The organism is Vibrio sp. Isolate34 (assembly GCF_022397915.1).
Classification (GTDB): domain Bacteria; phylum Pseudomonadota; class Gammaproteobacteria; order Enterobacterales; family Vibrionaceae; genus Vibrio.
The window spans coordinates 89,806-115,875 of the sequence record NZ_JAKEUO010000008.1; the positions used below are offsets into that span (position 1 = coordinate 89,806).

Annotated in this window: 29 protein-coding genes; 11 read left to right on the forward strand and 18 right to left on the reverse strand. The window is 42.8% G+C overall.

Annotated features, from left to right (window positions below; translation table 11 throughout):
• Positions 1 to 88: 88 nt before the first annotated feature.
• The 11 genes from L1D22_RS10805 to L1D22_RS10855 form a co-directional block, all read right to left on the reverse strand.
• Positions 89 to 982, reverse strand: a complete 894-nt coding sequence (locus L1D22_RS10805; RefSeq protein ID WP_239829766.1) for a DUF4435 domain-containing protein — start codon at positions 980 to 982, stop codon at positions 89 to 91.
• The gene (locus L1D22_RS10810; RefSeq protein WP_239829767.1) at positions 979 to 2,088 is read right to left on the reverse strand and encodes an ATP-binding protein; all 1,110 of its coding nucleotides are present in this window, start codon (positions 2,086 to 2,088) and stop codon (positions 979 to 981) included. Before L1D22_RS10810 ends, L1D22_RS10805 begins: the two co-directional genes overlap by 4 nt.
• Positions 2,089 to 2,616: 528 nt before the next feature.
• The gene (locus L1D22_RS10815; protein WP_239829768.1) at positions 2,617 to 3,984 is read right to left on the reverse strand and encodes a zonular occludens toxin domain-containing protein; all 1,368 of its coding nucleotides are present in this window, start codon (positions 3,982 to 3,984) and stop codon (positions 2,617 to 2,619) included.
• Positions 3,984 to 4,325: a DUF2523 family protein gene (locus tag L1D22_RS10820; RefSeq protein ID WP_017067264.1), complete on the reverse strand. Its 342-nt coding sequence runs from the start codon at positions 4,323 to 4,325 to the stop codon at positions 3,984 to 3,986. The genes L1D22_RS10815 and L1D22_RS10820 overlap by 1 nt, the downstream gene beginning before the upstream one ends.
• The gene (locus L1D22_RS10825; RefSeq protein ID WP_239829769.1) at positions 4,325 to 5,917 is read right to left on the reverse strand and encodes a hypothetical protein; all 1,593 of its coding nucleotides are present in this window, start codon (positions 5,915 to 5,917) and stop codon (positions 4,325 to 4,327) included. Before L1D22_RS10825 ends, L1D22_RS10820 begins: the two co-directional genes overlap by 1 nt.
• A gap of 166 nt (positions 5,918 to 6,083) precedes the next feature.
• Positions 6,084 to 6,284 carry a hypothetical protein gene (locus tag L1D22_RS10830; protein WP_239829770.1) on the reverse strand — a complete coding sequence of 67 codons (201 nt, stop codon included), beginning with the start codon at positions 6,282 to 6,284 and terminating at the stop codon, positions 6,084 to 6,086.
• A 40-nt stretch (positions 6,285 to 6,324) separates the two neighbouring features.
• Positions 6,325 to 6,549 carry a hypothetical protein gene (locus L1D22_RS10835; RefSeq protein WP_017067261.1) on the reverse strand — a complete coding sequence of 75 codons (225 nt, stop codon included), beginning with the start codon at positions 6,547 to 6,549 and terminating at the stop codon, positions 6,325 to 6,327.
• Between the two features lie 3 nt (positions 6,550 to 6,552).
• Positions 6,553 to 6,894: a DUF1293 family protein gene (locus L1D22_RS10840; RefSeq protein ID WP_239829771.1), complete on the reverse strand. Its 342-nt coding sequence runs from the start codon at positions 6,892 to 6,894 to the stop codon at positions 6,553 to 6,555.
• Positions 6,882 to 7,994 carry a replication initiation factor domain-containing protein gene (locus tag L1D22_RS10845; RefSeq protein WP_239829772.1) on the reverse strand — a complete coding sequence of 371 codons (1,113 nt, stop codon included), beginning with the start codon at positions 7,992 to 7,994 and terminating at the stop codon, positions 6,882 to 6,884. Before L1D22_RS10845 ends, L1D22_RS10840 begins: the two co-directional genes overlap by 13 nt.
• Positions 7,984 to 8,184, reverse strand: a complete 201-nt coding sequence (locus tag L1D22_RS10850) for a hypothetical protein (RefSeq protein ID WP_239829773.1) — start codon at positions 8,182 to 8,184, stop codon at positions 7,984 to 7,986. Before L1D22_RS10850 ends, L1D22_RS10845 begins: the two co-directional genes overlap by 11 nt.
• A 2-nt stretch (positions 8,185 to 8,186) precedes the next feature.
• Complete coding sequence (locus L1D22_RS10855; RefSeq protein ID WP_239829774.1) at positions 8,187 to 8,813, reverse strand: hypothetical protein; 627 nt, start codon at positions 8,811 to 8,813, stop codon at positions 8,187 to 8,189.
• Between the two features lie 132 nt (positions 8,814 to 8,945).
• On the opposite strand from L1D22_RS10855, the gene L1D22_RS10860 reads away from it, so the two are divergent.
• A complete protein-coding gene (locus L1D22_RS10860) occupies positions 8,946 to 9,314 on the forward strand; it encodes a DUF3693 domain-containing protein (protein ID WP_239829775.1) in 369 nt (122 codons plus the stop codon).
• 158 nt (positions 9,315 to 9,472) lie between these two features.
• Here L1D22_RS10860 and L1D22_RS10865 read toward each other — a convergent pair whose 3' ends face one another.
• From L1D22_RS10865 to L1D22_RS10875, 3 genes are all read right to left on the reverse strand, one after another.
• On the reverse strand, positions 9,473 to 11,197 hold the full coding sequence (locus L1D22_RS10865) for an ATP-binding protein (RefSeq protein ID WP_239829776.1): 1,725 nt from the start codon (positions 11,195 to 11,197) through the stop codon (positions 9,473 to 9,475).
• Positions 11,197 to 12,381, reverse strand: a complete 1,185-nt coding sequence (locus L1D22_RS10870; RefSeq protein ID WP_239829777.1) for an FIST N-terminal domain-containing protein — start codon at positions 12,379 to 12,381, stop codon at positions 11,197 to 11,199. The genes L1D22_RS10865 and L1D22_RS10870 overlap by 1 nt, the downstream gene beginning before the upstream one ends.
• Positions 12,382 to 12,497: 116 nt before the next feature.
• A complete protein-coding gene (locus tag L1D22_RS10875) occupies positions 12,498 to 12,863 on the reverse strand; it encodes a hypothetical protein (protein ID WP_239829778.1) in 366 nt (121 codons plus the stop codon).
• A 258-nt stretch (positions 12,864 to 13,121) separates the two neighbouring features.
• On the opposite strand from L1D22_RS10875, the gene ccoN reads away from it, so the two are divergent.
• The 10 genes from ccoN (at position 13,122) to uspE (ending at position 22,100) form a co-directional block, all read left to right on the forward strand.
• A complete protein-coding gene (gene ccoN / locus L1D22_RS10880) occupies positions 13,122 to 14,549 on the forward strand; it encodes a cytochrome-c oxidase, cbb3-type subunit I (protein WP_165903505.1) in 1,428 nt (475 codons plus the stop codon).
• Positions 14,550 to 14,560: 11 nt separating this feature from the next.
• A complete protein-coding gene (gene ccoO, locus L1D22_RS10885; protein ID WP_004742292.1) occupies positions 14,561 to 15,181 on the forward strand; it encodes a cytochrome-c oxidase, cbb3-type subunit II in 621 nt (206 codons plus the stop codon).
• 9 nt (positions 15,182 to 15,190) lie between these two features.
• Positions 15,191 to 15,367, forward strand: a complete 177-nt coding sequence (locus L1D22_RS10890; protein WP_004742291.1) for a CcoQ/FixQ family Cbb3-type cytochrome c oxidase assembly chaperone — start codon at positions 15,191 to 15,193, stop codon at positions 15,365 to 15,367.
• The gene (ccoP, locus tag L1D22_RS10895; protein ID WP_008221952.1) at positions 15,367 to 16,341 is read left to right on the forward strand and encodes a cytochrome-c oxidase, cbb3-type subunit III; all 975 of its coding nucleotides are present in this window, start codon (positions 15,367 to 15,369) and stop codon (positions 16,339 to 16,341) included. The genes L1D22_RS10890 and ccoP overlap by 1 nt, the downstream gene beginning before the upstream one ends.
• An 85-nt stretch (positions 16,342 to 16,426) precedes the next feature.
• Positions 16,427 to 16,906: a FixH family protein gene (locus tag L1D22_RS10900; protein ID WP_239829779.1), complete on the forward strand. Its 480-nt coding sequence runs from the start codon at positions 16,427 to 16,429 to the stop codon at positions 16,904 to 16,906.
• Positions 16,907 to 16,911: 5 nt separating this feature from the next.
• Positions 16,912 to 19,284, forward strand: a complete 2,373-nt coding sequence (locus tag L1D22_RS10905) for a heavy metal translocating P-type ATPase metal-binding domain-containing protein (protein WP_239829780.1) — start codon at positions 16,912 to 16,914, stop codon at positions 19,282 to 19,284.
• Entirely contained in the window at positions 19,284 to 19,520 is a 237-nt protein-coding gene (ccoS, locus tag L1D22_RS10910) for a cbb3-type cytochrome oxidase assembly protein CcoS (protein ID WP_239829781.1), read from the forward strand. The genes L1D22_RS10905 and ccoS overlap by 1 nt, the downstream gene beginning before the upstream one ends.
• Positions 19,510 to 20,184 carry a sulfite exporter TauE/SafE family protein gene (locus L1D22_RS10915; protein WP_239829849.1) on the forward strand — a complete coding sequence of 225 codons (675 nt, stop codon included), beginning with the start codon at positions 19,510 to 19,512 and terminating at the stop codon, positions 20,182 to 20,184. Before ccoS ends, L1D22_RS10915 begins: the two co-directional genes overlap by 11 nt.
• A gap of 86 nt (positions 20,185 to 20,270) precedes the next feature.
• Positions 20,271 to 21,017: an FNR family transcription factor gene (locus L1D22_RS10920; protein WP_017632474.1), complete on the forward strand. Its 747-nt coding sequence runs from the start codon at positions 20,271 to 20,273 to the stop codon at positions 21,015 to 21,017.
• A 132-nt stretch (positions 21,018 to 21,149) separates the two neighbouring features.
• Positions 21,150 to 22,100, forward strand: a complete 951-nt coding sequence (uspE, locus tag L1D22_RS10925) for a universal stress protein UspE (protein WP_176681181.1) — start codon at positions 21,150 to 21,152, stop codon at positions 22,098 to 22,100.
• A 121-nt stretch (positions 22,101 to 22,221) separates the two neighbouring features.
• On the opposite strand, the gene ttcA is transcribed toward uspE, so the two are convergent.
• The 4 genes from ttcA to L1D22_RS10945 all read right to left on the reverse strand — a co-directional run bounded on the left by ttcA (position 22,222) and on the right by L1D22_RS10945 (position 25,845).
• Complete coding sequence (ttcA, locus tag L1D22_RS10930; RefSeq protein WP_008221945.1) at positions 22,222 to 23,115, reverse strand: tRNA 2-thiocytidine(32) synthetase TtcA; 894 nt, start codon at positions 23,113 to 23,115, stop codon at positions 22,222 to 22,224.
• A gap of 297 nt (positions 23,116 to 23,412) precedes the next feature.
• Positions 23,413 to 24,063: a DUF2987 domain-containing protein gene (locus L1D22_RS10935; protein ID WP_239829782.1), complete on the reverse strand. Its 651-nt coding sequence runs from the start codon at positions 24,061 to 24,063 to the stop codon at positions 23,413 to 23,415.
• A gap of 122 nt (positions 24,064 to 24,185) precedes the next feature.
• Positions 24,186 to 25,037 (reverse strand): glucosaminidase domain-containing protein, encoded by an 852-nt coding sequence (locus L1D22_RS10940; RefSeq protein WP_239829783.1) that lies wholly within the window; start codon positions 25,035 to 25,037, stop codon positions 24,186 to 24,188.
• The gene (locus L1D22_RS10945; RefSeq protein WP_239829784.1) at positions 25,030 to 25,845 is read right to left on the reverse strand and encodes a hypothetical protein; all 816 of its coding nucleotides are present in this window, start codon (positions 25,843 to 25,845) and stop codon (positions 25,030 to 25,032) included. Before L1D22_RS10945 ends, L1D22_RS10940 begins: the two co-directional genes overlap by 8 nt.
• Positions 25,846 to 26,070: the final 225 nt, after the last annotated feature.

Consider the following 26,070-nt stretch of genomic DNA (forward strand, 5'->3'; position numbering starts at 1 on the left):
GTCCTCCTTTTTGGTCATATCAAGGAGAAAGAAGCCGAACCTTTATCGAGAGGGTTCGGCTTTTTTATCGTGTGTTAGTTTATTCGTTCTATGCGTATTTTAATTTGTATGTTTCGATATCTGAAACTATCTTTGGAAAGCAGATCACGTCTGGGATGTTTCGCAGTGCGACAGCAGTTTCTAAGTTTAATACGTTTCTACGACATTCTTCTATCAGAATCTTCTTTTTGTCCGCTGGTTGAGAGTCAGATATCTTATCTATGACTGGTTTATTTAACGAAATTATAACTCTGTTAGCTAGTCGCTTCATTTGAGCTTCGAAATTGTGCCCACGGTAGAATAGAAATAAGTTATCTGGGGTTATACCGATTTGATTAAACTTATTGCAATCAACACACGAGATGTCTACTTCTGGAGCTTGGGCAACACCTGTATGTTTCGCATTAAGTATCAGCTTCTTAACGGCCTCTCTTGAACCGGATTCAAGTAACTTAACAAAACTTGGATAGTATTGATTACTCCATTCACTAATTAAGGCTTCAAAACACGGAATGTCTTCTGTCGCATAGTTACCGGCAATATTACAGCAAAGGTCTAGAAGCCCCTTAGGATGATAGTATAAGTTCTCAATAGAATATGCATAAGTTTGAAAGCAAAACTCACTATTTAATACATCCTGATTTAGTTCGTAATAATTGTCATAATCTGAATCTACGCATACTAAATAGTATTTACCAAGTTTGATTTTTTTTTCGTTCAATAAGCTAAGGATAGTACCTTTACCATTCGCTTTAGCTTCGACACCAACAGCGTCGATGTTAAACTTGGTTATACCATTTTCTAAAAATACTTTGCCCCAAAACCTTTTATCGTCAAAACCCTCGACATAAATATTAATGACAGGGGTTTCTCCAAATACACTATATGCTTCTTCTAGGTCGTCATCCTCATCAAAATCAGAGCCACCTACGTTGATATTCATTTTATACCAACCTCAATACATCTACTTCTCCAACCGTCTTTAACAAGTGAAGGTGAGTGTGTAGCAATAATTAACTGACTATCGGGAGCTATGTCACGCAGGTCTTTAATCAAACGTTTTTGCCATCTTACATGCAATGAAATCTCAGGCTCGTCTAATAGAAATACTTTTACACGATCTCTGTAGTAATAGGTGGAGAAAAGTAAGTAGATTATAGTTTTTTCACCGCGTGATAATAAACTCCAATGAATAGGATCTCCAGAGTTTGCATCAGCTAAAGTGTATTTATTTTGTTCATCTCTAACTAGATACTTTTCACTATCTTCAAAGTATGAATTTAATATTTCTACAATAGATTCTATTTCTTGAGAGCGTTTTGACGCGTAATTATATTCTTCAGAAAGAAGAAGATTGGCAAGATTATTACCCGAGCTTCTAAGTTCTTTCGCTACTAGTTTATCTAAGTGCGACTCGAGAACCTGCATGAAATCTCGGCAGTATGAGAACCTCTCGTCGATCGAGCTTTTATACAGTTTCCAATAATTGCCAACGAACTCCACACTAGCATTATCTAAATTATGCATGCTTTGGCGGTCTTCTTGGAATAGAAAAGCAAGAGGAGCTTTAGTCAGAGTGTCATGTAGACCATCTTCATTTACTTCTTCAGGGATATCGACTGTCTTCAGCCAACGTTCACCCTTTTCATTATTGGTGTAGCTTACATAATTTGTTGAAAAGCCGTTACTGTGTAGCGTGAAGTGATCTTGCAGCGTACACAAAAATTCGTAGTCGTGGGTGTTCTCCACTGACTCCAAGCGTTCCATTGTTGTATTATCAAACTCTTTATCGTCAACCGATGCTGGGATGAGTAGTGTTGTCATATCGACATTGTTTGAAAAAGATATTTTAGATGACCAAAATCTATTTTTTGAGGTAGATGGTTTTCTATTTTTTGTTGCGCTATTTAGGCTGTCAAAGAGAATGTTTAGCAAAGAACTTTTCCCAGAGCCGTTAGAGCCTGTGAGCAGCGTAACGTCCTCATAGAAAGGGATCGTTATCTTTTCTTTGCCCCATAAGTTTAAAATTTCAGCACTAGATATAAACACGGTAGTTCCTAAATGTTATTGCTTTCACCACATATAGTGTAGAGCGATAATGTTAAAAACATTTTGCCATAAATTATTTGTAAACTATAGCAAAATGAGCTTAAAACAAACCTGAGAGTTCCAATTCTATACGATGAGCTGAAGCTAAAGAGCTAAGCCCTTTAAACCATTCCAATTACTTCAAAAATAAAAGCAATGTTATGGGATGTCTTTTAGCTATTACGAATTTACCCCCGTGATACAACACGGGGGTTGCGTTCCTCGCTTCGCCGTCACTCCGCGCTCAGTCTCGCTTGTCGCTCCTTACTCGTTCGGAAACGTCCTCAGCAAAGCTATAACCTAAATAGATATGTATGAGGGAATACGAACCAAAAAAAGCAAAGATCGCTTGGCAGGATGGAAGGGGTTCGTGTGGCTTGACACTATCAAGCCACAAGTTGATTTGATGAACGTTTGTGGGATGGTCTCTTACTCGCTGCGCGAGCGCGTTCTGTATTGTTCGCGCGCTCACAATGAAAGCCTTAGAGATTAGAATAGTTGGACGTTTGCTCGACTTATTTCAGCTTCTACCGTTGCGGTTGTATGTGGCTTGCACGTAATCAGCTTAGACAGCTGGCCGCGCTTCAACCTCAACAAGCACGCATCTATCACTTCATAGTTCACGTCATACGTTTTTAAGAATCGTTCATTCAAAGAGTACACGCCATCGTCGGCCAAAACCTCTAGGCTCAAATCAATGCGCGAAGCTCCATTCTTATGAGCAAAGTTAATTCCGGTAACGAACGCTTTCTTGATACCGTCAAAAGGTAAGATGCTAGCTATAGGAACAACCTCAGAAATACCATTGAGATTGCTTTGATGATTACCCCCAGAAGAACGTACACCACTAGCACTTTGAACACTCGACTCAGACGAGTTCGAATCTTCCCCAAGTACGGCACTTTCAAGTTGTACCGTTTGCGCTTCCTCCATTTCCTCATCAGAACTAATAACGCGATTGGATACCTCATAAGCTACATACCCCATACAGAAAATTGCTAAAAGAAAAATACCAATGGCCTTTGGGCTACGAAAGACGGTGTTCATCGCTCCGGCTTGTTTGGCAATGCCGGTTCCCGTGGACTTGTAGAGTAGAAATGAATCCAGAGGGATTTTTTTGTTGGTGATGTTGATGTCTTTCGTTTTTGGTATGACTGGCGTAGACACTGATTTGTCATGCTTCCAAATTAAAGGGTCGCGTTTACGCCAAAAGAATTGGTCGCGGCCTTTGTGGAAGAAATTCTGCTCGCCACATGCCTTGATTCCTGAATCGATTTGTTTCCAGTCTGGTGACAACAGCTCGATATCCCAGTTATATTTGCGGTGACGCATGAAGCCTTCGTTGAAGGTGTGCGGATAGATGATCCTTCCTTGATCATCATATTCAGCGATTCCACGGTCATCGATTTCCGACTCTTGTAATGCATCCATGTCAGCAGGTGTATAACGAGAATAGAAAAAGCTGAGATAAGACTCAGGCAGTAGGCCATCGTTGCCGCCATCCTTAGAGATAAAATCCTCGACAGGTTGGTAGCTCACTTTTCGCATGTCAAAGCCGATGTTCTTAGAAAAGATATCCTGGCACTCATCAATCACAATCAAGGCTCCAATGGGACACCAACAGAAAAAGTGCGTCCATAAATGAACGCCTGCATTATCGCGTGATGACACTCGAATTAGCTTAGAAGTGGAGGGGAACTTGATATCAAAACGTTCTTCAATCACCTTTAAAGGCTGCATGCCCTCCATGTTAGTTACAACCACTTTGCCTGCTTTCAAGGCTTGATAGATTGAGAAGTAAGCAGTATATGCCGACTTGTAAGAGYCATTTGCTCCGGTTCGAATTGTTATGGCCATTAGCGTGTCATCCTCATTACAAACGCCGTAGTAAAGAAGTTGGCGAGAATAGAAAGACCTTGAGGGATGCCAAACTTAAACGCGTAAAACCGAATCTCATCAGGCATAGCATTAAAGGTGGCCGCTAAGATGTCATTAAAGCCAAGTTCTTCTAGCAGTATCTTGGCCGAGTTATAAGAGAGCTTGATAAACTCCAATTCTGCTTTGAGTTTTAACTTGAGTACGAATAGCTGAATGTAGCTGAACAAGTCCATTGTCATTTGAGGGATAGACTGAAAGAAGTCATAGATGAATTGGAACTGCAAAGAGATCCAATTGAAAAATGCGTAGATAGTTTCCATTATTCACCTCCTAACATGCGAATACCCATCAATACGAACATAAACAAAATGACCGCTTTGATGATTTCCGCGTTATCAAGTAATGCAGAAAGAACGCCCGTCTTGAAACTGTGTGATTGGCCGTCGATGTTAAGGTCAAGAACGTGCTCTTGGTATTGACCGTCGTTGAACGATTCGGTATCAAACGACAAGATATTCTTGAATAAGTCCATTTGAGTGGACAATTCGGTTCTCAGTGAATCAATATCATCGGTAACTTGTTTGGTTGCTTTTTCACTGATGAGAAAGCCCGAGCCATTAAAATCAGAAGTAGGGACGTTGAACGTATTACCTGAAAGCAGGCCGTTCTTTAAGTCATTAATGTCAGCTCCAATAGCGTTGATAGTGTCACCATAATCCCCACCGCCATCGATACCATCAATCTGAGAAGACAAAGCGCTGAGTTGATTGTCGAGAGAGTCGAGTTTTCCATCGACAGCAGTAACTTGCTCAGACAGGCCAGATACATTAGTTGTCATCTCTTTTTGAGATTTTTCCATACGTTTGAGTATTTTCTGATTGGTATGAGCTTTAGCAGCATTGCGTAATTGTTGTTGATTGGTCGCACTCAAAATGGCTTCTGAATTGTCTAAGTTGCTTATTCTTTCGAATATTCGATTAGAAAGGGTGAGGTTTTCAGAGGTGTTGTTCTTAACCTGCCAAACGTTGTAAGCATTATCGTTCATCATAGTTTCTAAGTTGGTGAACTTAGGACTCAAGTCAGTAACGAACTCGTCAAGGTTACGTTTCATTTTAGAAGTTTCGTTTCGAAGCACCGTGCCTAATCCGGTGATTTCAGCGTGGTTCTTAACGACTAGCTGGTTGTTGAACATGATATCTTGTCGAATCGCAACAATGCCATTGACGATAGTCTTATTCAGCCCTCCATTATAATAATTTAACGCTTCATTAAACTGATTACGATTGATGCCTGTTCGTACCAATTTATCGATGACTCCAATAAGGTCATTTTGGTTTCCGGCTAGTTCTCTTACTGAATTCGACCACGCTCTAGTGTTCATACAATCCAAACCACCAACACAGTTGTAGTTCTTGATTTCTTTCAGTTCAATCAGCTTGTCATAGTCGGATTGAATTCGATCGGGAATACCATCTTCATCTGTGTCAGCAACCACGTTGTCATTGGTATCAGGATTCGCATCGGAGTGGTTTGGTATACCGTCACCGTCCCAATCTTCCTCGCTGTCTAAGATACCATTCATGTTAGCGTCACCCTCCCAAGGGAAAGGTTTCGCAGAGTCACCAGAAAAGCTATCACCGCGAGAGCACTTTTGACCTGTGAACGTGAATGAGTTGCTCCACATGCGTTTGGTCGGGTCAACGCTCACTGAGATTGAGCCTGAGTTAAGCACACAGGCTGAACCATATTGGCCAATACACGCAGAGGTTGGGCTTTCGCCCCATATGTAAGCATCATAGGTATAGGTTCGAGATTGGGACTTCAAAACCTCGCACACCGAAGTACAAACACCGGATTTATCGACTTCACCTAAAGGGCAGTCAATCGCCTGTGCGTAACCGCTTAGAGTCATGAACATTATCAAGAGTGCGTTTCGTATTATTCTCATAATCAAACCCTAGATATAAAAAAGCCTCCAAATCAGGAGGCATTGATACCCGTATATACGCCATATACGAATGACATAGCCATAACCACTCCCAACAGAATGGTTACGACTTGAGAGGCTAATTCACCCATTAGCCACGCATTGCACCCATGATTGCGCGAAGACCAAAGCCAAGCGCGCCAAGGCCGATAAGACCAACGACCACAAGACCGTAGTTAGATTGACCAGAGCTGACCGCACCGTTGATAGCCGTTGTTACTGCTGAATCATCCGCGAAAGAAGACGCAGATACTACTAGAGCTGAAGTTAAAGCCAATAGACGTGTTTTCATAAAATGTTCCTTTTAAGAGTGTATTACTTAGAGTTGTGTCTTAGCCTTTGCCAAGACTTTTTAAAATTCGTCCGAGCACATGACCCGAAACGAAAGAAAATAAGATCCAACCGGATACCGTTGAATACAATTGAGCGTTGATATCTAACGATTGAGTAGATGAAATGTAAGCCGCATATTCATCTTTACTCAGCATCACGAACTGACAATCTAAGGCCTTAGATGCCTTGAGATAACCGTCTTGAGTTGTCGTAATGCAGTTCATGGGTTATGCCTTACGCATGAATGAATCGAAGTGTTTTTTTACTTCGTCATCGACAGGAACGAGCTTGTTTACCAAGATATCGAGTGGATCATTTGGGTTGGCGCCAAAGCTCAGTTCGTATTCACGGTTAGCAACAAAAGCGCGCGTTTGGATAAGTTGACGTGCGTATTCAACATCAATTTTCAGAGCTTGTTTGTTGTATGGGATGTCTGTTGAAAAGCCGATGCCCGTTTGTTGAAACTTCTCGTTGTCGACTTCTTCAACAGCACGTAGGACAGACAGCTCAGCGAACTCCATATTAGATTTAGGGAAACGCTTGATAGAGATACCAGTTATTGTAGGCATATTCTTGACTCCAAAATTTCGATTTTCTGTTTAGTGTATTCGTCAGGAATGCCTAACGAGGTTTCAAAGTTGGCGCGTCTATGATGCGCAGGAATGAGCATTCCGAATGCTTCACCCAAGTCACCCTCAGTCATAGCCACAATTTCAGATAGCGCTTTGCCACATTGGCGACGAACCCAAGCAATACGAGCGAAGAACTCTAGTCCTGCTTTTTTCTTGTTAAGTTCAAGCTTCATTGGTTCAGCAGGGTCGATACTGGCCGAGAAGTCACATAGACCAGCAAAGGCCGAAGCAGGCGAGGCGAGTAGTGCCAAATCGCACTTCTTCAATTCCACTTCGTTGCGGTACCAAATCACTTCAGGGTCAGCGATGTTTTGTTCAAACTTCTTGTTGTAGATACGCCAGTAAACTGAAGACGTACGAGAGCCAACAAGAACCGCTTCTTCTGACACTTCACCCGATTGTGAAACGCGCTTATGAGGAACCATTGTCGGGCCACGGCCACGAGAAGCAGTGCGGAATGCTCCCTCATAAAAACATTTCTCAGCATACTTGCAGTCAAAAATTCCGGTGTAGTCATCCACGCAGAGGTCTAAGCGGGCTAGGCGAGTGATACCTAAGAGAGACAACCACCAATGCAGCTTTTTATGTGAGGTGAAGTCGAATAACTTCGCACAACCAGTACCATTGATTTGCACGTAGACCGTGTCATTGTTGCCGCCAACACCGACCAAGCCACACTCAACAGTTCCGGTAGAGTCGTAAATCACCATCGAGTCTTCATAACCATGCAATCCACGGCCACGCATAGGAGACAAACGGAAGTTAAAGACTTTCGCCATGAACTCATCAAACCTATCAGCTAAAACCTTACGACACTTGTTACGGTGTAGCTCAATTGATTTTTCTATAGCTTCTGGTGAGTTAAGACGGCCTTTAACGGTTTGCTTCTTAAACTCAGGAAACTGCAAGTTGATAAAGTCTTGTTCGTTAGAGCTATCCAAATGCCTAAGCGAACCGTACGAAAAAGAGAACGCTAGGTGATCCACTTGAACCGGACGAATTTCATCATGGAACTTATGTGGTTTTTTAGATGGCATGGAACACGCCCTTAACCAAAAGCTCTTGGTAGTTCTCGTCAGTGATTTCAACAACCTGAAATGAGGCCATTCCGTAGTGAGCTTCCATGAACTGGAAGAAATCACGCGGAGTTTTAAAGAAGTTGTGGCCCCAAGGAAAGTAGGCGTTGATGCCGTGATTGGGTTCGTTATCGAAGTAGATTGAATCCATTACTAGCACTCCAAAGCCAATAAATTGGAAGTAGGAGACTGATCCATACTTTTTACCGTGCCGGTTTCTTTGAATTGGTAGCAAAGGCCTGTTATCAAAGAGCGGACAAATTCAAACTGTTCGTAAGTGCAATGCTTGTCTTTCAACATAGAAAGGATTTCCGTGACGGCGTCACCAGAAAACTGTACGCCATTATCAAGACGTTGGCCTAAACGGAAGATATTGAATTGGCGCAAATAAGCGCGGATAGACTTAGCTAAGTTCGGCTGAGTGCGAGAGCTTGATGTAATCGACAAGATGCCATCAACGAGAGCGTACCTAAAAGAACCAATGTGCTTGGCCGTCAAAATACTCTTAGATTTAGAAACTTGGCGATTTGCTTGTTTAATCGATGCTTGATTCTTTTCAAACTCAACCTGACGTACGCGCTGACGAAGAGCAAAGTCATGTTTGGACTTAGAGAGCTTCAGTTCGTTGAAGTAGCTGATACAGGTAAAAGCAAAATCCGTTAACTCGCCATCAGTACCATACATTGATTCACCGAAGTTCTTACGAAAGAAGACACCAGTTAGACGTGGACTAACTTTAAACTCATTTTCTATTAAAGTTTTGACGCTACCAATCAACATAAAAGCCACCATAGTTAATCAACCAAGCAGGTTGAGTTGCGATATGTGGCAATCCTAGTTGCGACGAATGGCAATTACAAGATGCGATTTATGGCAACTTTGCAGCTACAATGAACAAAATGGAGGTGCCCAATGTACTCATCAGAATTAATTAATGCCTATAAAAAGGCGAAAAACTACGTACAAGACAAGCAAGTTGCACACGACTTGAACCTTGATCCGCCGAAGATAAGTAAAATTAGAAAAGGTGTTCGCCAACTAACTGATTCAGAAGCGGTTTTTTTAGCTGAGAACTCAGGTATAGATCCAGAGTTAGCATTGCTAGGTTGTCACGCTGACCGTAACGAAAATCCAGAGATTAAGCAGATGTGGGAACACATTGCAAAAAAGTACAACGGGCTAGGATTAAAAGCGATTTCAATGACTTGCGCAGGATTAGCGTTGATGGCAGCCACCCCAAATAAAGCACTAGCCAACTGCGTATTATGTATATTATGTTAAATGCGGTTTGGTAATCATAAGGCAGAGTTCGATATACGATGCCCTGCCTTCGTTCCTTCGTTTCTAGCCAACTGGTACTGTGTATTTAACCATAATGGTTATTTACCATAAAATACCTAATAAACATATTTCCTAATCTTCGATTAAGAATACGTTTATTAGATCTCAAGCATTAATCTATCTATAGCTTCTGTTATTTCTTTTGTTCTTACCGGTTTGGTCACGAAATCATTCATACCGACATCTAAACATGAACATTTATCTTCAACCGATGTGTGTGCCGTTAGCGCGACGATTGGTGTTTGTATGTTTGCTTCTCTCATGTATTTGGTTGTGGTTAAACCGTCCATTACCGGCATTGAAACGTCCATCAGGATAATGTCTATCGAGTCGTTGTTGTCTTCGACAAATCCTATCGCTTCTTCGCCATTACTTGCGATAAAAACTTCATGACCCTGTCTTGTTAGAATGAGCTTAATCACCATTTGGTTTGTTGGATTGTCTTCAACAACCAGCACTGAATATCGGCTTCTTAGTTCTCTTGAACAGACATCATCTTCCAGTTGATTGCAATTGTTAGCCACTCTGGTGAGCACTGGCAATTGGACTTCGAACTTAGAACCTTTCCCAAGCTCACTTTCCACTGATATATGTCCACGCATCAATTCGACCAATCTCTTGGTTATTGCCAAACCTAAGCCTGTGCCACCAAACCTTCGTGTGATTGTACTATCTGCTTGCACAAACGGGCTGAACAATGACGATAGCTGTTGCGAACTAATTCCAATACCGGTGTCTTCGACTGCTATGTAGAATGAGCTCTGTTGGTATTTTATGGATACATGAACGTGCCCATGTTCCGTAAATTTGATGGCATTGCCTATTAGGTTAAACAAGATCTGTGCTAAACGGCTCGGGTCTATATAGTGAAGTTCACCCTCAGGGATATCACTAGAAATCGTGAGCGTTAGACCTTTATCGTCTGCCGCCTTCTTTTGTTCAGACAAAACAAAAATTACAGTGTCTCTTACATTGCTCCATTGTGGCGCTAATGAGAAGCACCCGGATTCTATTTTGGAAAAGTCCAATACATCACTGATGATCGCTAGCAAAAGCTCAGACGATGTACTCATATTTAGCAGTATAGACTGTTGTTCTGGCGTTAGCTGAGTCGATTTTAAGGTGTCGATTAGCCCAATGATGGCGTTCAATGGCGTTCTTAACTCGTGACTCATCATGGCCAGGAATTCTGACTTGGCCTTATTGGCTCTTTCTGCATCTTTCCTTGCTGTGACGAGCTCTGCGGTGCGTTCTCGAACGGTCGCTTCAAGCTTTTCTTTGTTTTCAATATCGAAAACGGCACGTTCAATCAGAGGTCTAAAACGATTTAGAGTTGCTTTGGTTTCAATGCTGAAATGTTTGGTGTTGGAGTGGATAAAGATGATCACAGACTGTGTGAGTCCGCTATCAATTCCGGTAATCAGAACGGAGTTAATCTGGTCGAGAACAATGGGATGCAAAGAGTTGAATTCACCCAGTGATTTGGGTTCAAAAAGGATGGCGCATTCTCCATTGATGACTCGAGATAACTTACCGCGATCCGTCCAGATCATCTGTTCGAAGACTTTGTTATTGGTTAACAGGGTCTTGAAACTGCCTTCATTCCCTACCCTTGATACCACGATAAAGTCATCAAACTTAATGTATTTTTTGAGCACAAACTCAAGGCTAGAAAAGATCTCGGAGATGTTACTCGCCTTACTTATCGCAGAGATGGTTGATAAGATCACTCTATTCTCTTCGGCCAGTTTTCGCTCTCGGGCTTTCAGTTTTTGCAGTTCAATACGTGCTTCTTGCAGCGCTTCTTGACCTTCCGATCCCATTACTTCTTTAACCTATAAAACGTTGCTGACGACACCATTAAGTTTCCGTGTGCATTCTCACCACCAGAAAGCCTACCTTGTTCACCAAAAGTGAACGGACATATGTACGGAAGCCCATTAAGTACTTGATTTATTTCATCACAAACTTCGTCCATGTCTTGCTTTAGATTAAGCATTGGGCCTGCGCAAAAGATGTTGATTGCTCCGAGTTTCTCTTCGAGATCCATATCGTTGTAATAAGAAGAATGAATGATATTAGCGGCACGGCTTATTAACTGTTGCTTAGAGCCCTGCATTAAGTAGATGGTGTCGCCTTCACTGATGTCGGTGAAAAGCTCGATCCCATTGCACTCTGTTTCTCTAATCGAGTGAGATAGTTTGAAATATGGGTAGTCATAAGACGAACCGACCTTTCTGCCCAATGGATAAACAGACGACTTTTCAAAGATATAGCCATCATCGCTGCCACCTAAATGGAAGTTTGTCCATTCGTTATAAACAGTGACTGCAGGCCTATGGTCTATTTCTAATAATATTCTGTTTCGTACTTTGGTCACGGTACCTGAGTAACGTGTAGGTGTGTGACCAGCACTGAATGAGGAATAGATAGATTGGGATGCAAATACGACGGTTAAAGATACACCATTGATAGAAAGTGACTCTTCGGTAAAGATGCTCCAATTTCCAGAAACCTGATTGTCCGCCGCGCTGCCTCCGATAATGGGTACCTCGGTACCGAACTTATTATCGATGGCTGCCATCACCTTCTCTTCGTTGCCTGGTGTGGAATGCAGCAAGATAAGATCGGGTATTTCGCCTTCACGATTGGCGTTTTTAAGTGCTCTATCTATCGCGTTGAAGGTGCTTTGTTCTATAGAGTTGCCAAAGTGTTCGATACCCGTCCCATAGGCGTTGATGCCTGAATCGTAAATGATAAGGACGCCAATAACCGGGCCAGAATGGAACCCAGTTTCGGTCATAATACCGTGACAAGTGGTACAGCCATGGACGGGAGTGTTTGGGAGAGCATCTACGAAATATCTCTGCACAGCGAGCGTGGAGTACTCTTCCGTGCAGTAACAAATGAGGCAAGCGATATTCTCAGGGTTTTCTACCCCTTGAAGCAGTTCATCTACTGCGATTTTATCGTCTAGGGAATAAGAGACTTTTGATAGAAATTTCATAGATTTCTGGAAACTTTATTAATGTCTTCTTTATAACACTTTAATGCATTGTGTTTCACTGATTTGGTAGATATTTTTATCAAAAGCGCTGAGGTGTGTCCAAGTTTTCGCTCTTATTACTCTTTAGAGAGGTTTACAGAAAATGTGCTTATCTGTTGTGGAAATGTAACTGTTATTGAGGAGCTATTATCATCGGTTTGTAACAGCCAATTTGAAGGCCCTTTATCTTCCAAAATTCCGCTTTCATTGTAGCTAATGATAAATTTGCCAGTTTTAGATGTTTCGATCGAATACCCTAGCTTATCGTCTGAAATTAAAACATTATGATTATCAATACCAAATTCACAAGGTTTTGAAACTATACAGTTGACTGTTTCGTTATTATCGTATGTTACTGTTCTCCAAGTAAATGCAGCTATTAAAATAACCAACATGACGATAATTTGAACAAGCCTGCCTTTTGTTAGCTTTTGTGCCGCCATTATAATCTTTACTCCTTGTTACAAAGTTCAAAGTTTTTAAATAAAAATCCAATTCCAGACCAAGCGTAAGGTTACTACTCTGTCATTGATTTGTTAATTCAAGTATAGTGTCGCGTTGAAAATGCCACTTTTTTTTAAAATCAGCAAGTGGAAATAAAGTCCTGAATAGGCTGCATTTCCTTTTCTAATTTGGGTGGCATTACGACGTGAGTCGTGTTGGAAGTAAAGTGTAGTAAATAAGAAATTGGAAGCATGCAAATGAGCCAAGAAAAGCAGCTTGAACAAAACTACAACTATACGGTCGTCCGTCAGTTTACCCTAGTTACAATTTTGTGGGGTATTGTCGGTATGGGCGTTGGTGTTTTGATTGCCGCTCAATTAGTTTGGCCACAGCTAAACTTTGATACGCCGTGGTTGACGTACAGTCGTTTACGTCCCCTGCATACTAATGCGGTTATTTTTGCGTTCGGTACAAGTGCGCTGTTTGCAACATCATATTATGTTGTGCAACGTACCTGTCAGACGCGTCTCTTTGGTGGCCCTCTCGTAGCCTTCACCTTTTGGGGTTGGCAAGCGATTATCCTGTCGGCTGCAATTACTCTACCGTTAGGTTTAACCTCTGGTAAAGAATATGCAGAACTAGAATGGCCAATCGATATTGCTATTACTCTTGTGTGGGTAGCTTATGCAATCGTGTTCTTCGGAACCATGATTAAACGTAAGACATCACACATTTACGTAGCGAACTGGTTCTTCGGAGCCTTCATCATCACGGTTGCCGTGTTGCACATCGTTAACAGCCTAGCTGTTCCTGTATCTGCGTTTAAGTCGTACTCGATTTACTCCGGTGCAATTGATGCAATGGTGCAATGGTGGTACGGACACAATGCGGTAGGCTTCTTATTGACAGCTGGTTTCCTAGGTATGATGTACTACTTCGTTCCTAAACAAGCTGGTCGCCCTGTTTATTCTTACCGTTTGTCGATCGTTCACTTCTGGGCGCTTGTGTCTCTGTATATCTGGGCTGGTCCTCACCACCTACACTACACTGCACTTCCAGACTGGACTCAGTCTCTAGGTATGGTTATGTCTTTGGTTCTGTTTGCTCCTTCTTGGGGTGGCATGATCAACGGTATCATGACTCTATCTGGTGCGTGGCATAAGCTTCGCTACGACCCTATCCTACGTTTCCTAATCGTTTCTCTATCATTCTACGGCATGTCGACTTTCGAAGGCCCAATGATGGCAATTAAAACGGTTAACGCACTATCTCACTACACGGACTGGACTATCGGTCACGTTCACTCTGGTGCGTTAGGTTGGGTTGCAATGGTTTCTATCGGTTCGGTTTACCACTTAGTTCCTAAGCTATTTGGTCAAGAGCGTATGTACTCTGTATCTCTAATCAATGTTCACTTCTGGTTAGCAACGATTGGTACGGTTTTCTACATTGTTGCAATGTGGATCTCTGGTGTGATGCAAGGTCTGATGTGGCGTGCAGTTAACTCTGACGGTACATTAACTTACAGCTTCGTTGAATCTGTAGAAGCGTCTTACCCGTTCTACTTTGTACGTTTCCTAGGTGGTTTCATCTTCCTATCTGGTATGTTCTTAATGGCATACAACACGTACAAAACTGTTTCTGCACCTAAAGATAGCCTTAAAGCTATCGCTCAACCGGCTTAAGGAGATTTAGAATGAGCTCAAATTCAAATAATCGCCATGAGTTGGTAGAGAAGAACGTTGGCCTACTAGCGATCTTGATCGTTATTGCTATCAGTTTTGGTGCTTTAGTAGAAATTACCCCTCTTATCTTCCAAAAGCAGACAACTGAACCTGTAGAAAACCTACGTGTTTACTCTGCTTTGGAAATGGAAGGTCGTGATATCTACATTCGTGAAGGTTGTAACGTATGTCACAGCCAAATGATTCGTCCTTTCCGCTCTGAGACTGAACGTTACGGCCACTACTCTGTAGCCGGCGAAAGCGTTTGGGAACACCCTTTCCTATGGGGCTCTAAGCGTACTGGTCCTGATCTAGCGCGTGTTGGTGATCGTTACTCTGATGAGTGGCACCGTGTTCACCTTATCGACCCTCGTGAACTTGTTCCTGAATCAAACATGCCTGGTTTTCCATGGCTTGCTGAGAATGTACTTGATGGCAAATTGACTCAACAGAAGCTTGAACTCTTCCGTAATCAATTTGGTGTTCCTTACACAGATGAACAAATTGCTAACGCTAAACAAGATGTTGAAGGAAAAACAGAGATGGATGCAATCATCGCTTACCTTCAATCGCTTGGCCACGCAATGAAATAAGGAATAATTATGGACATTATTACATTTCAAAGTGTTTGGACTGTGACTGTTTTTGCTTGCTTCATCGGCATCGTTTGGTGGGCATACGGCAAAAACCGTAAATCACGTTTCGACGAAGACGCGAACCTAGTGTTTGCTGACGACGAGCCAGCAACAAGTTCTAAAAATGAAGGAGTGACAAAGTAATGAGTACATTCTGGAGTATCTGGGTTAGTGCGATTACGATTGGTACCCTAATTGGTTGTGCTGTCTTACTTCGTTGGTGTTTTAAAGATAAAACAGGCGTTGAAGAAGGTCATGATATGGGCCATGAATACGATGGTATTCGTGAGCTTAACAACCCACTACCAAAATGGTGGACATACCTTTTCATCAGTACGATTGTTTTTGCAGCGGTTTACCTTGCTCTATACCCAGGCCTTGGCAACTTTAAAGGTCTACTAGGTTGGACAAGTTCAAACCAAGAAGTTCGTAGCATTGAAGAGTCTCGCTCTGCAATTGCTGCTGCGCAAGCAAACAAACAGTTAGATGCGTACGCGAAAGAGCTTGATGATGCAGACACCTACTTCGGTGAAGCATTCAGAAAGCTAGCCCACGACGAAAACGGTTTACGTTCAATCCCTGACATTGCATCAGACGCTGACGCAATCAAAGTGGGTCAACGTTTATTCTTGCAAAACTGTTCTCAGTGTCACGGCTCTGATGCACGTGGTCAGAAAGGTTTCCCTAACCTAACTGATGACGCATGGCTATATGGCGGTGAACCTGAGGCTATCGTTACAACAATTATGCATGGTCGTGTTGGCCAAATGCCAGGCTGGAAAGACGCGCTTGGCGAAGAAGGCGTAAAAGAAGTAGTTAGCTACACTCTTAGCCTTTCTGGTCGTAGCGTAAACGCACGTGAAGCAGAAGCTGGTAAAGCTCGCTTTGTAGTGTGTGCAGCGTGTCACGGTACTGATGGTAAGGGTAACCCTGCTGTTGGCGCACCTGACCTGACTGACCGCGATTGGTTGTTTGGCGATTCTCGTGCAGACGTAACTGAAACAGTTATGTACGGACGTTCTGGCGTTATGCCTGCTTGGAAAGACATTCTAGGCGAAGACAAAGTACAACTGGTTTCATCTTACGTGTGGAGCTTAAGCAACTCAGATAATAAGTAACATTTCAATAACAGCCTCTTTCTAAGAGGCTGTCTTTCCTTTATTTTATAACCTCTTCTTTTTATTCTTTTTTGAGATCTTTTTTATGGTAAAGCCTTGGTATAAACAGTTTTGGCCGTGGTTCTTAATCGCGTTGCCAGCAACAGTAGTTATTTGGACCATTATGACGGTTATTGTGTTTACACAGAACTCCGTAGACCTAGTGACTGAGGATTACTATAAAAAAGGAAAAGGCATTAATGTCGACATTTCAAAAGTAAATATCGCCAAAGAGCTAGGCCTATCAGCTTCACTCAATGAGAAAGGTAACTCTGTTATCATCACATTAGACAAAGGCAAACTTGATCATTTCCCTGCTATTAGTGCAATGTTTGTTCACAGAACACTACCAGACCGCGATTTCACTCAGCTACTAACCGCTGATGCGAGAGGCAACTACACCTTGACTCTAGACCACGAAATGCAAGGTCCGTGGTTCATTGAGTTGACGCCGCATGACGAAGAATGGTTAGTTCAAGGTCGCATGAACTTCCCGATTGAAACTCCTACTCAACTAACGAACTAAAGCTTATGTGTGAATCCTGTTATCACTGCGGTGAAGATGTACCAGCGGAAACGGATTTTGAAGTCGAGATCTTAGGATCGCCTCGTAAGATGTGTTGTCCGGGCTGCGAGACTGTAGCTCAGACAATCGTTGATAGCGGTTTGGTTTCTTACTACCAATACCGTACCGCTCCCGCTGAGAAAGCGGATCTAGTGCCAGAACAACTTCTGGCACTCAGTCATTATGATAATGAAGACGTTCAATTGGAGTTTGTAAGGAACTCTGAGAATGTTTCTGAAGTGACATTGTCACTAGAGGGGGTTTCATGTGCAGCATGTGCATGGCTAATAGAGAAACAAGTCTCTTCAAAACAAGGTGTTGGTAGCATCCGTGTGAATACCACCACTAACCGTGCGCTACTTAGCTGGGACAACACGCAAGTTAAACTGAGCGAGTTGTTATCAGCAATCCATACCCTTGGCTACAAAGCGGCGCCCTTCGAGGCAGACCAACAAGAAGCAGCCTATCACCGCTCAATGAAGAACTACTTGTATCGCCTAGGTGTCGCTGGTCTAGCGACCATGCAGGTGATGATGCTGGCAGTAGCGCTCTACCTTGAAGTGTTTGGTAATCTTGAGCCTGAGTTTAAAAACTACTTCCGCTGGGTCAGTTTAATCTTCGCGACACCGGTTCTGCTCTACTCTGCGTTACCTTTCTATATCAATGCATGGCGAAGCATCAAAGGCCGAACGTTGGGTATGGATGTACCTGTTTCGATTGCTCTTTTGTTTGCCTACGTGGCGAGCTTGGTGGCAACCGTGACAGAGAAAGGAGAAGTTTTCTTCGAATCTATTTCGATGTTTACCTTCTTCCTTCTGCTTGGTCGTTTCTTAGAGATGAGAGCGCGTCGTAAAGCGGCGGCAGCGAGTGGTAATCTGCTTAAGCTTGTTCCTGCAATGGCGACAACGTTAGATGGCGACCAAGTTCCAGTAAAAACTTTAAAGGTAGGCGATCAGATTCGCGTATTACCGGGTGAGCATATTCCTGCAGACGGTAAAGTACTTTCTGGTCGAGTTCACATTGATGAATCCATGCTGACTGGCGAATCTATCCATGTCGTGAAAAACGAAGGCGATACTGTCTTTGCGGGTACATTGAATGGTGATGAATCGTTTGAACTGGAAGTGATGACGTCTAAAGCAGATTCAGTGATTTCCAATATTGTACGCCTACAAGATGAAGCGCAATTGTCTAAGCCTCGCATCGCAGAGATTGCGGATATTGTGGCTCGTTACTTTGTAGCGGTTATCTTGATTATCTCTTTCGGTACTTGGTTCTACTGGCACCAAACTCGTCCAGAAGATGCATTCTGGATCATGTTGTCTGTACTGGTAGCGACTTGTCCTTGTGCTCTTTCATTGGCGACACCGACTGCAATTACTTGTTCAACATCCCGTATGGGCAACTTTGGTATTTTACTGCGTAAAGGCCACGTATTCGAAACCTTGTGTAAAGTGAATCACTTGATCATCGATAAGACGGGTACATTGACTGAGGGTGATATTCGTATCAGCCGTGTGGAAACTTTCTCAGAGCTTGATAAAGAGACGTGTTTAAAAGTGGCTGCGAGCCTAGAACAGCATGCTAACCACCCTATTGCGAAAGCATTCAAGACTCACGTGTCAGATGATGTTGAAGTCGATTCGGTAAACAACGTTATTGGTTCAGGTATTACTGGTGAGTGGAACGGTCAAGAAGTTGCGATCGGTAGTAGCGAGTTTATTCTTGGTGAAGTTCAACCAACACAAAGCAACGGTATCTACTTGTCGATGGCTGGACGTCATATCGCTACCTTCACTTATGAAGACCCGATTCGTAAAGAAAGCATCGAGTTCATCCAAAAATTCAAAGAAGCGGGTATTAAAACGACCCTGTTGACTGGCGACTCCTTGATTAACGCGAAGCCTGTAGCTGAAGATATTGGGATCACCGATATTGTCGCGAACGCGAAACCAGAGGATAAGCTTGCTTACCTTAATTCTCGTGACGAAAAGGACATTACCATGATGGTCGGCGACGGTATTAACGATGCGCCTATTCTTGCAGGGGCTCACCTCTCTGTTGCGATGGGCGGTGGTACAGATGTAGCTAAAGCATCGGCTGATATGGTTTTGTTGGGCGACAAACTTGATAGATTACTTAAATCGCGTACATTGGCGCTAAAAACGCGTAAGATAATCCGCGAAAACCTAGCATGGTCATTGGGTTACAACCTACTCATCCTTCCATTGGCTGTCGCTGGTTTGGTTGCTCCATACATTGCCGTTGTTGGCATGTCTGCAAGCTCTATTATTGTTGTGTCTAACTCGTTAAGGCTTTTAAAAGAGCAAGGTAAATAATGGAAAGTTTATACATACTCATTCCAATCGCGATCGTACTCGTGTGTATCGCTGTTGGTATTTTTCTATGGGCCGTTAAGAGCGAACAGTTTGAAGACCTTGAGCGCCAAGGCCACAACATTCTGTTTGATGAAGACGAAAAGGCTCACAACTATTCGGACAACAAGCCTGTTAAGAATGAAAAAGCCAATACAGAAAGCCAACCTAACTTAGATAAAAAGAATGATGACGCCTGATTGGATCGGAGCTTTTGTTGTTGGATTGATCGGCGCGGGACACTGCATGGGAATGTGTGGTGGTATCGCGTCACTTCTTTCGATTGGTAACACGAAGCCTTCCCCTGTTATCCCTCTCCTATATAACCTTGGACGCTTATTAAGCTATGCCGTGATTGGTGGCGTGATAGGTGGAGCAATCTCTTCGATTGGCCAGCTCAGCGATTTTAATGCCTTGCTCGGTTGGTTGCGTCTATTTGCTGCTGTCTTTATGATCATCTTAGGTTTATACATTGGCAAATGGTGGTTTGGCTTGTTGTTCTTTGAAAAAGTCGGACAGAAGCTTTGGCGTTATATCTCTCCAATCGGTAAGTATTTTCTTCCGCTCAAACACCCAAGCCACGCCCTGCCTTTTGGTTTTATCTGGGGTTGGCTTCCATGTGGTCTTGTTTACTCAATGCTAACGTGGGCTGCGGTATCGGGAAGCTGGTACAACGGAGCGGGTATCATGCTTGCCTTCGGTTTAGGGACGCTTCCAACGATGCTGACCGTTGGTATGGGCGCTAATTTCCTCAAGAAACTGCAACAAGCTGACTTATTTCGCCAACTAGGCGCAATTTTAATCCTCATTTACGGTTTCTATACCGGTTATATGGCATTGCAGCTCATTATTTATACCGTATAGCCATCCTTTAAATCCGGTTTTTTTACTACCCAACTGGATAAAGGAATGCTAAAATATTGACGTATATCAAATAGTGAAAGATTGTTATGATTTCTGAAAAGCCTGTGACGAAACGTGTTCAGTCTGGCGGCTGTGCAATCCATTGCCAGGATTGTAGTATTAGCCAGCTCTGTATTCCGTTTACTTTGAATGAATCTGAACTCGATCAACTTGATCAGATCATTGAGAGAAAAAAGCCTATTCAAAAAGGCCAAGAGTTATTTAAAGCCGGTGACGAGCTTAAATCTCTATATGCTATTCGCTCTGGAACGATCAAGAGCTACACGATTACCGAGCAAGGTGATGAGCAGATTACTGCATTCCACCTAGCGGGCGATCTTGTTGGCTTCGATGCGATTACTGGTGACCTACACCCTAGTTTCGCACAAGCACTAGAAACTTCTATGGTATGTGAAATTCCATATGAGATTCTCGATGACCTATCAGGAAAAATGCCTAAATTGCGTCAGCAAATTATGCGCCTGATGAGTAACGAGATTAAAGGTGACCAAGAAATGATTCTGCTTCTTTCTAAAAAGAACGCGGAAGAGCGTCTTGCTGCATTCCTTTACAACCTTTCTACTCGCTTCTCTCAACGTGGCTTCAGCCCACGCGAGTTCCGCTTAACGATGACTCGTGGCGATATTGGTAACTACCTTGGTTTGACTGTTGAAACAATCAGCCGTCTTTTAGGTCGTTTCCAAAAAGCAGACATCTTGAGCGTTAAAGGCAAATATATCACTATCGAAGATCACGATGCGTTGATGGAACTTGCTGGCGTTTCAAAAGAATAGTCTAGATATCAATGATGTAGTTCAATAATGAGCTACATCATGTTTCTCTCTTAAAACCTCTTTTATTTCTCTTAATCTCCCCATAACTACGCTACATTATTTATATGTTCGGTCTGAAAAGTAGGCTTAGTTATGAGTATCTATAACAAAATTTTAGTTGTCGCAGACATTAATCACGATGAGCAACCTGCTCTAGTTCGTGCTATCCAACTTGCCAAGAAAAGCACCTCAACAAGCCACATCACTTTCTTTTTGTCGATATACGACTTCTCGTATGAAATGACATCTATGCTCTCTGTCGATGAGAGAGACGCAATGCGTAAAGGCGTGATTCACCAGCGCGAAATCTGGATGAATAAAGTCGCAGAACCTTACCTTGATGATTCCATCGAATTTAACGTTCAAGTGGTTTGGCATAATCGCCCATACGAAGCGATCATTGCTGAGGTCTACAGTGGTGGACACGACATCTTGATTAAAGGGACGCGTAAACACGACACCTTAGAATCAGTTATCTTCACACCAACTGATTGGCACCTGTTGAGAAAGTGCCCTAGCCCTGTGCTACTGGTTAAAAATGATTTCTGGCCCGATAACGCGAAGATCTTTGCTTCAGTTCACGTAGGCTCAGAGACAGAAGCTCACCTAGAACTTAACGATACGATGGTTGATAGATTACTTGAGATCACTGGGCGTTTGGATGCTGAACCACTCTTGGTTAACGCTTATCCTGTGACACCGGCGAATATCACTATCGAACTGCCTGAGTTTGATCCTACGTCTTACACTGACGCCGTTCGCGGTCATCACTTAACCGCAATGAAGGCACTACGCCAGAAACACGGTATGTGTGAAGAACAAACAGTTGTTGAACAAGGCTTACCAGAAGATGTGATTCCACGTGTCGCGTCTGAAAACAACGCTGCAATGGTGATCTTGGGTACAACCGGTCGTACCGGCTTATCTGCGGTGTTCATCGGTAATACTGCGGAGCATGTTATCGATAAGATTAACTGTGATGTTTTGGCGCTTAAGCCCTCTGGCTATGTGAGCCCACTCGACCCTAACCTTTCGAAAGGTTAATGCGTTTAAGCAGACAAACTTAACGGCGAGTTCAACTTATAAAAAACGCCTCAAGCATGGCTTGAGGCGTTTTTGTTTGTCTGTTGTAGGCGCATCTATTGCTCTACAACGAATATTCATATTATACGTTCGTTACGTCGATGAACATTGACTCATCGATGTTAGAAGATGAAATTTCAGCTTCTTGGAATTCGTACTCTTCACGCTCGCCACTACGGTCTAGTGGAAGGTTTACGAAGTCAAACAGTTCGCGGTCAGCCAGCTGGCTTGGGCTAACGTTTTGAATTGATTTAAAGATCTTTTCAACACGGCCTGGTGTCTTCTTGTCCCAATCAATCAGCATTGCTTTAATGCTTTGACGTTGTAGGTTTTCTTGCGAACCACATAGGTTACAAGGAATGATTGGGAACTCTTTGTGTTCAGCGTATTTGATTAGGTCTGTTTCACGACAGTAAGTCAGTGGACGAATAACAACGTTACGACCATCATCAGAACGTAGCTTAGGTGGCATAGCCTTTAGACGAGCGCCGTGGAACATGTTAAGGAACATAGTTTCAACGATGTCATCCATGTGGTGACCAAGAGCGATCTTAGTCGCGCCAATCTTCTCAGCGAACGAGTACAAAGTACCACGACGCAGACGAGAACATAGACCACATGTTGTCTTACCTTCTGGGATCTTCTCTTTAACTACTGAGTACGTATCTTTATCTACGATGTAGTAAGGAATGTTCAGCGTTTCAAAGTATTCAGGAAGAATGTGCTCAGGGAACCCAGGTTGTTTTTGATCTAGGTTTACCGCAACAACATCAAATTTGATTGGTGCTGCTTCACGTAAACGTAGCAAAATATCTAGCATCGCAAATGAATCTTTACCGCCACTGATACATGCCATTACCACATCATTCTCTTCGATCATGTTGTAGTCGATGATGGCATTTCCAACATTTCTTCTCAGACGTTTCTGAAGTTTGTTGAATTCTAGTACTTCTTTTCTATTATCGTTTTGGTTCATTGCGACTCTCACACCGTCGTATTACCGACTGTAGATTGCTAGTGGGACTGTTTTAGGGCGTGGATTATACGGATTTTTATTTCATGTTGAAATAGTAACGGCAGGATAAACAAGGTGACTGGTTGAAAGATGCCACTTTATCTAGTGATAACCGCTCATCTTTCATAAAAAATGAGCTTCAAAAGCGCAAACCACGCTGGTTGTAGGAAAAGAAAAGCAGCCTAACTTGGTTTGAGTTGGCTGCTTTACCTTGTTTTGTTTAGATTAACGCCGTGTGGTCAATCGCCTAACCCAAGGCTATTGAGCCGGAATGTAAGGTAACACACGAGTTGTCGCTTCTGGTAACGTGATGCTGTCACTTCCATTGAGTTGTTCTAGTGTAAACTTAGCGCGCCCTTGGGTAATTGGGAGCTGCTTGCCGTTAGAAAGCGTTATGTTACCTTCAAGCTTGTCTGCAAACTCAAGCGTTAACCCTTGGATGTCCGGGGTGAACCAGCTTGAGAACATACCGCTTACGTCTTCTAACATTGCTTGCATCTGTGGTAACAGGTTTTCCAGCTGTGCAACCTCAACCGTTCCAGCTAAAGGTGCTTTAGTCATAACAACCAAAGAGTATGCGCACTCTTGTTCTTTTGTTTGCACAAAAATAAGCGGGTTTGCCGAACGAAGGTTTTGGTCAACAGGTAGAAGTAGCTCGTTAGCTGGAGAGACTTTCAGCTCTTCATAGTGTTCTTCTTTTTCCATCCAAGCTTTGCTGATATGACAGGTTGTTTGGGCTTGCTGATCGACAAAGAAGACCGCAACTTTAACGTCATCGTGCCCTTCTTTGGTGTTGTTTTTAAGCTGTGTGTAAAGTTTAGAATAGGTAAACATGTATTCTTGCGCTGCAGCAGGTAAAGAGATCCCTAGGCTTAGAGAAGCTAATAAAGCGAGTGCTGTCTTTTTCATTGTTATAGTCTTGTCGAAGTTGAGCGTTTATAAATAGAAAGAGCAGCCAATGAGCTGCTCTTTATGTGATGTTATTTGGTCAAACTTACCGTTTAAGCTCGCCAAATGACTATCAAATCGAGTTACTTTTTCCAGTATACCTCGTTGTGACGAATCATAGCTTGTAAATCAGTCACATAGTCTGAACCTCGCTCAGAATATTTTAGCAAGCCGTTGGTGAGCTCTGTTGCGGTTTCGGTTGTTAACAGATCGTCGCCCTGTGCCGCTAGTTTTGCGCGAATTGCTCTTAGGTCTGCATAAGCACGGTTTCGGTTTAGGTTCATGAAGTAACGGTGTACAGACTCTTGGCTTGAAGAGAATGTTGCCACTTCATGTGAGCTACCTTCGTTACGTTGTAGCGGAACTAGGCCACAACCTTTGGTGTAACACCAATGACCAAAATAGTTATTCGCTTTAGTGGCGAAACGAGATGTACCCCAAGCCGATTCATTGGCCGACTGAGTTAATACAAGCGCTTCAGGTAACACGTTTACACGATTCAACATTTCTGTCAGCCAAGCATCATCTAAGCCTGATGAAGGTACAGGCAGGCTATACAGCTTCCCTAGTCGCTTTGCGTATGACGCGTCTTCAGAATCAACATTGCTCAATTCTGTTTCTGAAAGCTTGGTTAGAAACGCACGTTCTTTTGTGATTCGCTTGTTTTCGATATTGATACTTGGGCGAAGGTATGAAAAGAAGGTGTCTTTCTTTTCATTTACATCTTCAATCGCTGCGAAATCTGGCTTATCAGAAGAGACGGTCAGGTCACCAAAGTTTTGCTCTGAGTCTGGAGCCTTTTGCCCCGCTCGCCTGCGCTCTTCTTCTTGTTGGTAAAGCATTGGGCCAACTAACGAGATCGAGCCAACTAGGGCTAATGCTGTCACTTTTAGCGCAAGTGATTTACTTGCGCTTGATTTAGAGTTGTTATGCATCGAATACCTGTGGGTCTTTGTTATTGCTACCGTCGTGGTCGTCGTCGCTCTTTGGTCTGTCTGACGCAATCAGTTTGAGTTTAATGCCAAACATCTCACGGTAAAGAATGCCTTTCACGTGGAAGAAGAAAGGTAAAACGAAGATAAGGCCAATGCCGTACATCATTGCCGCGACAATGAACATCAGCATTACTAATAGGTAGATAGAAGCAACGGTAAAGATTTTCTTATTCACAGCACGTAATGAAAGCAGCAGCGATTGCATTGGCGGCACTTTCTTATCACAAATCAGCAGAATTGAATGGCTGAACGCAAGTGAGAAGTAAATCGACAGAAATGGCAGAATCATACCTGCAATACCTTGAAGCATCAGACTGAACAGAGTCACAAGAATTACTGGAATCGTAAATTGTAAGCCTTTGCCAATGTGACGTACTTTGGTCTGCAGCCCAGCTGCGTGGCTCATCGCCATCAAACAGATACCTGCATAGATAGGCGCGCTGATCACTTCATAGCTGAAGTTGGCAATAAAAATGGACTCAACGATTTGTGGCGTAAACGCCTCAGGGTCGATAACCGCGTCTAAGATAACCGCAGGGTCACCCAGTTGCAGTTTTAATGCGATATAAAAGATAGCCAGTTGCACGAACATCAGAGCAACAATCGCAGGGGAAAACGAAAGAAAGTGACTTATCGTATGTTTCCAAGCTTCTTGGAATACAGCCGTTGCTTTGAGCTCATAATCGCCAGAAAGTGCACGGTCGATACTACCGCCCAAATTAAAATCTTTTTCGATGTCGTTGTTCATAGTGATACCTAGGTGCGCCAATTAAACTGAGCCACCTAACTTATTGATAAAAAATTACCTTCATTATACTCATATGTCGGATACAAACTAAAATATGAATCTGTAACAAGGCTTGCTTTTGCGTCTTAATGGTTAATAATTAGACACTTGTTGGGGCGTAAACCCAGTAAATAACAGTATGGTAAAGGATGTTTACTTTTACCTGCGAAATTTTTTATCTTCGAA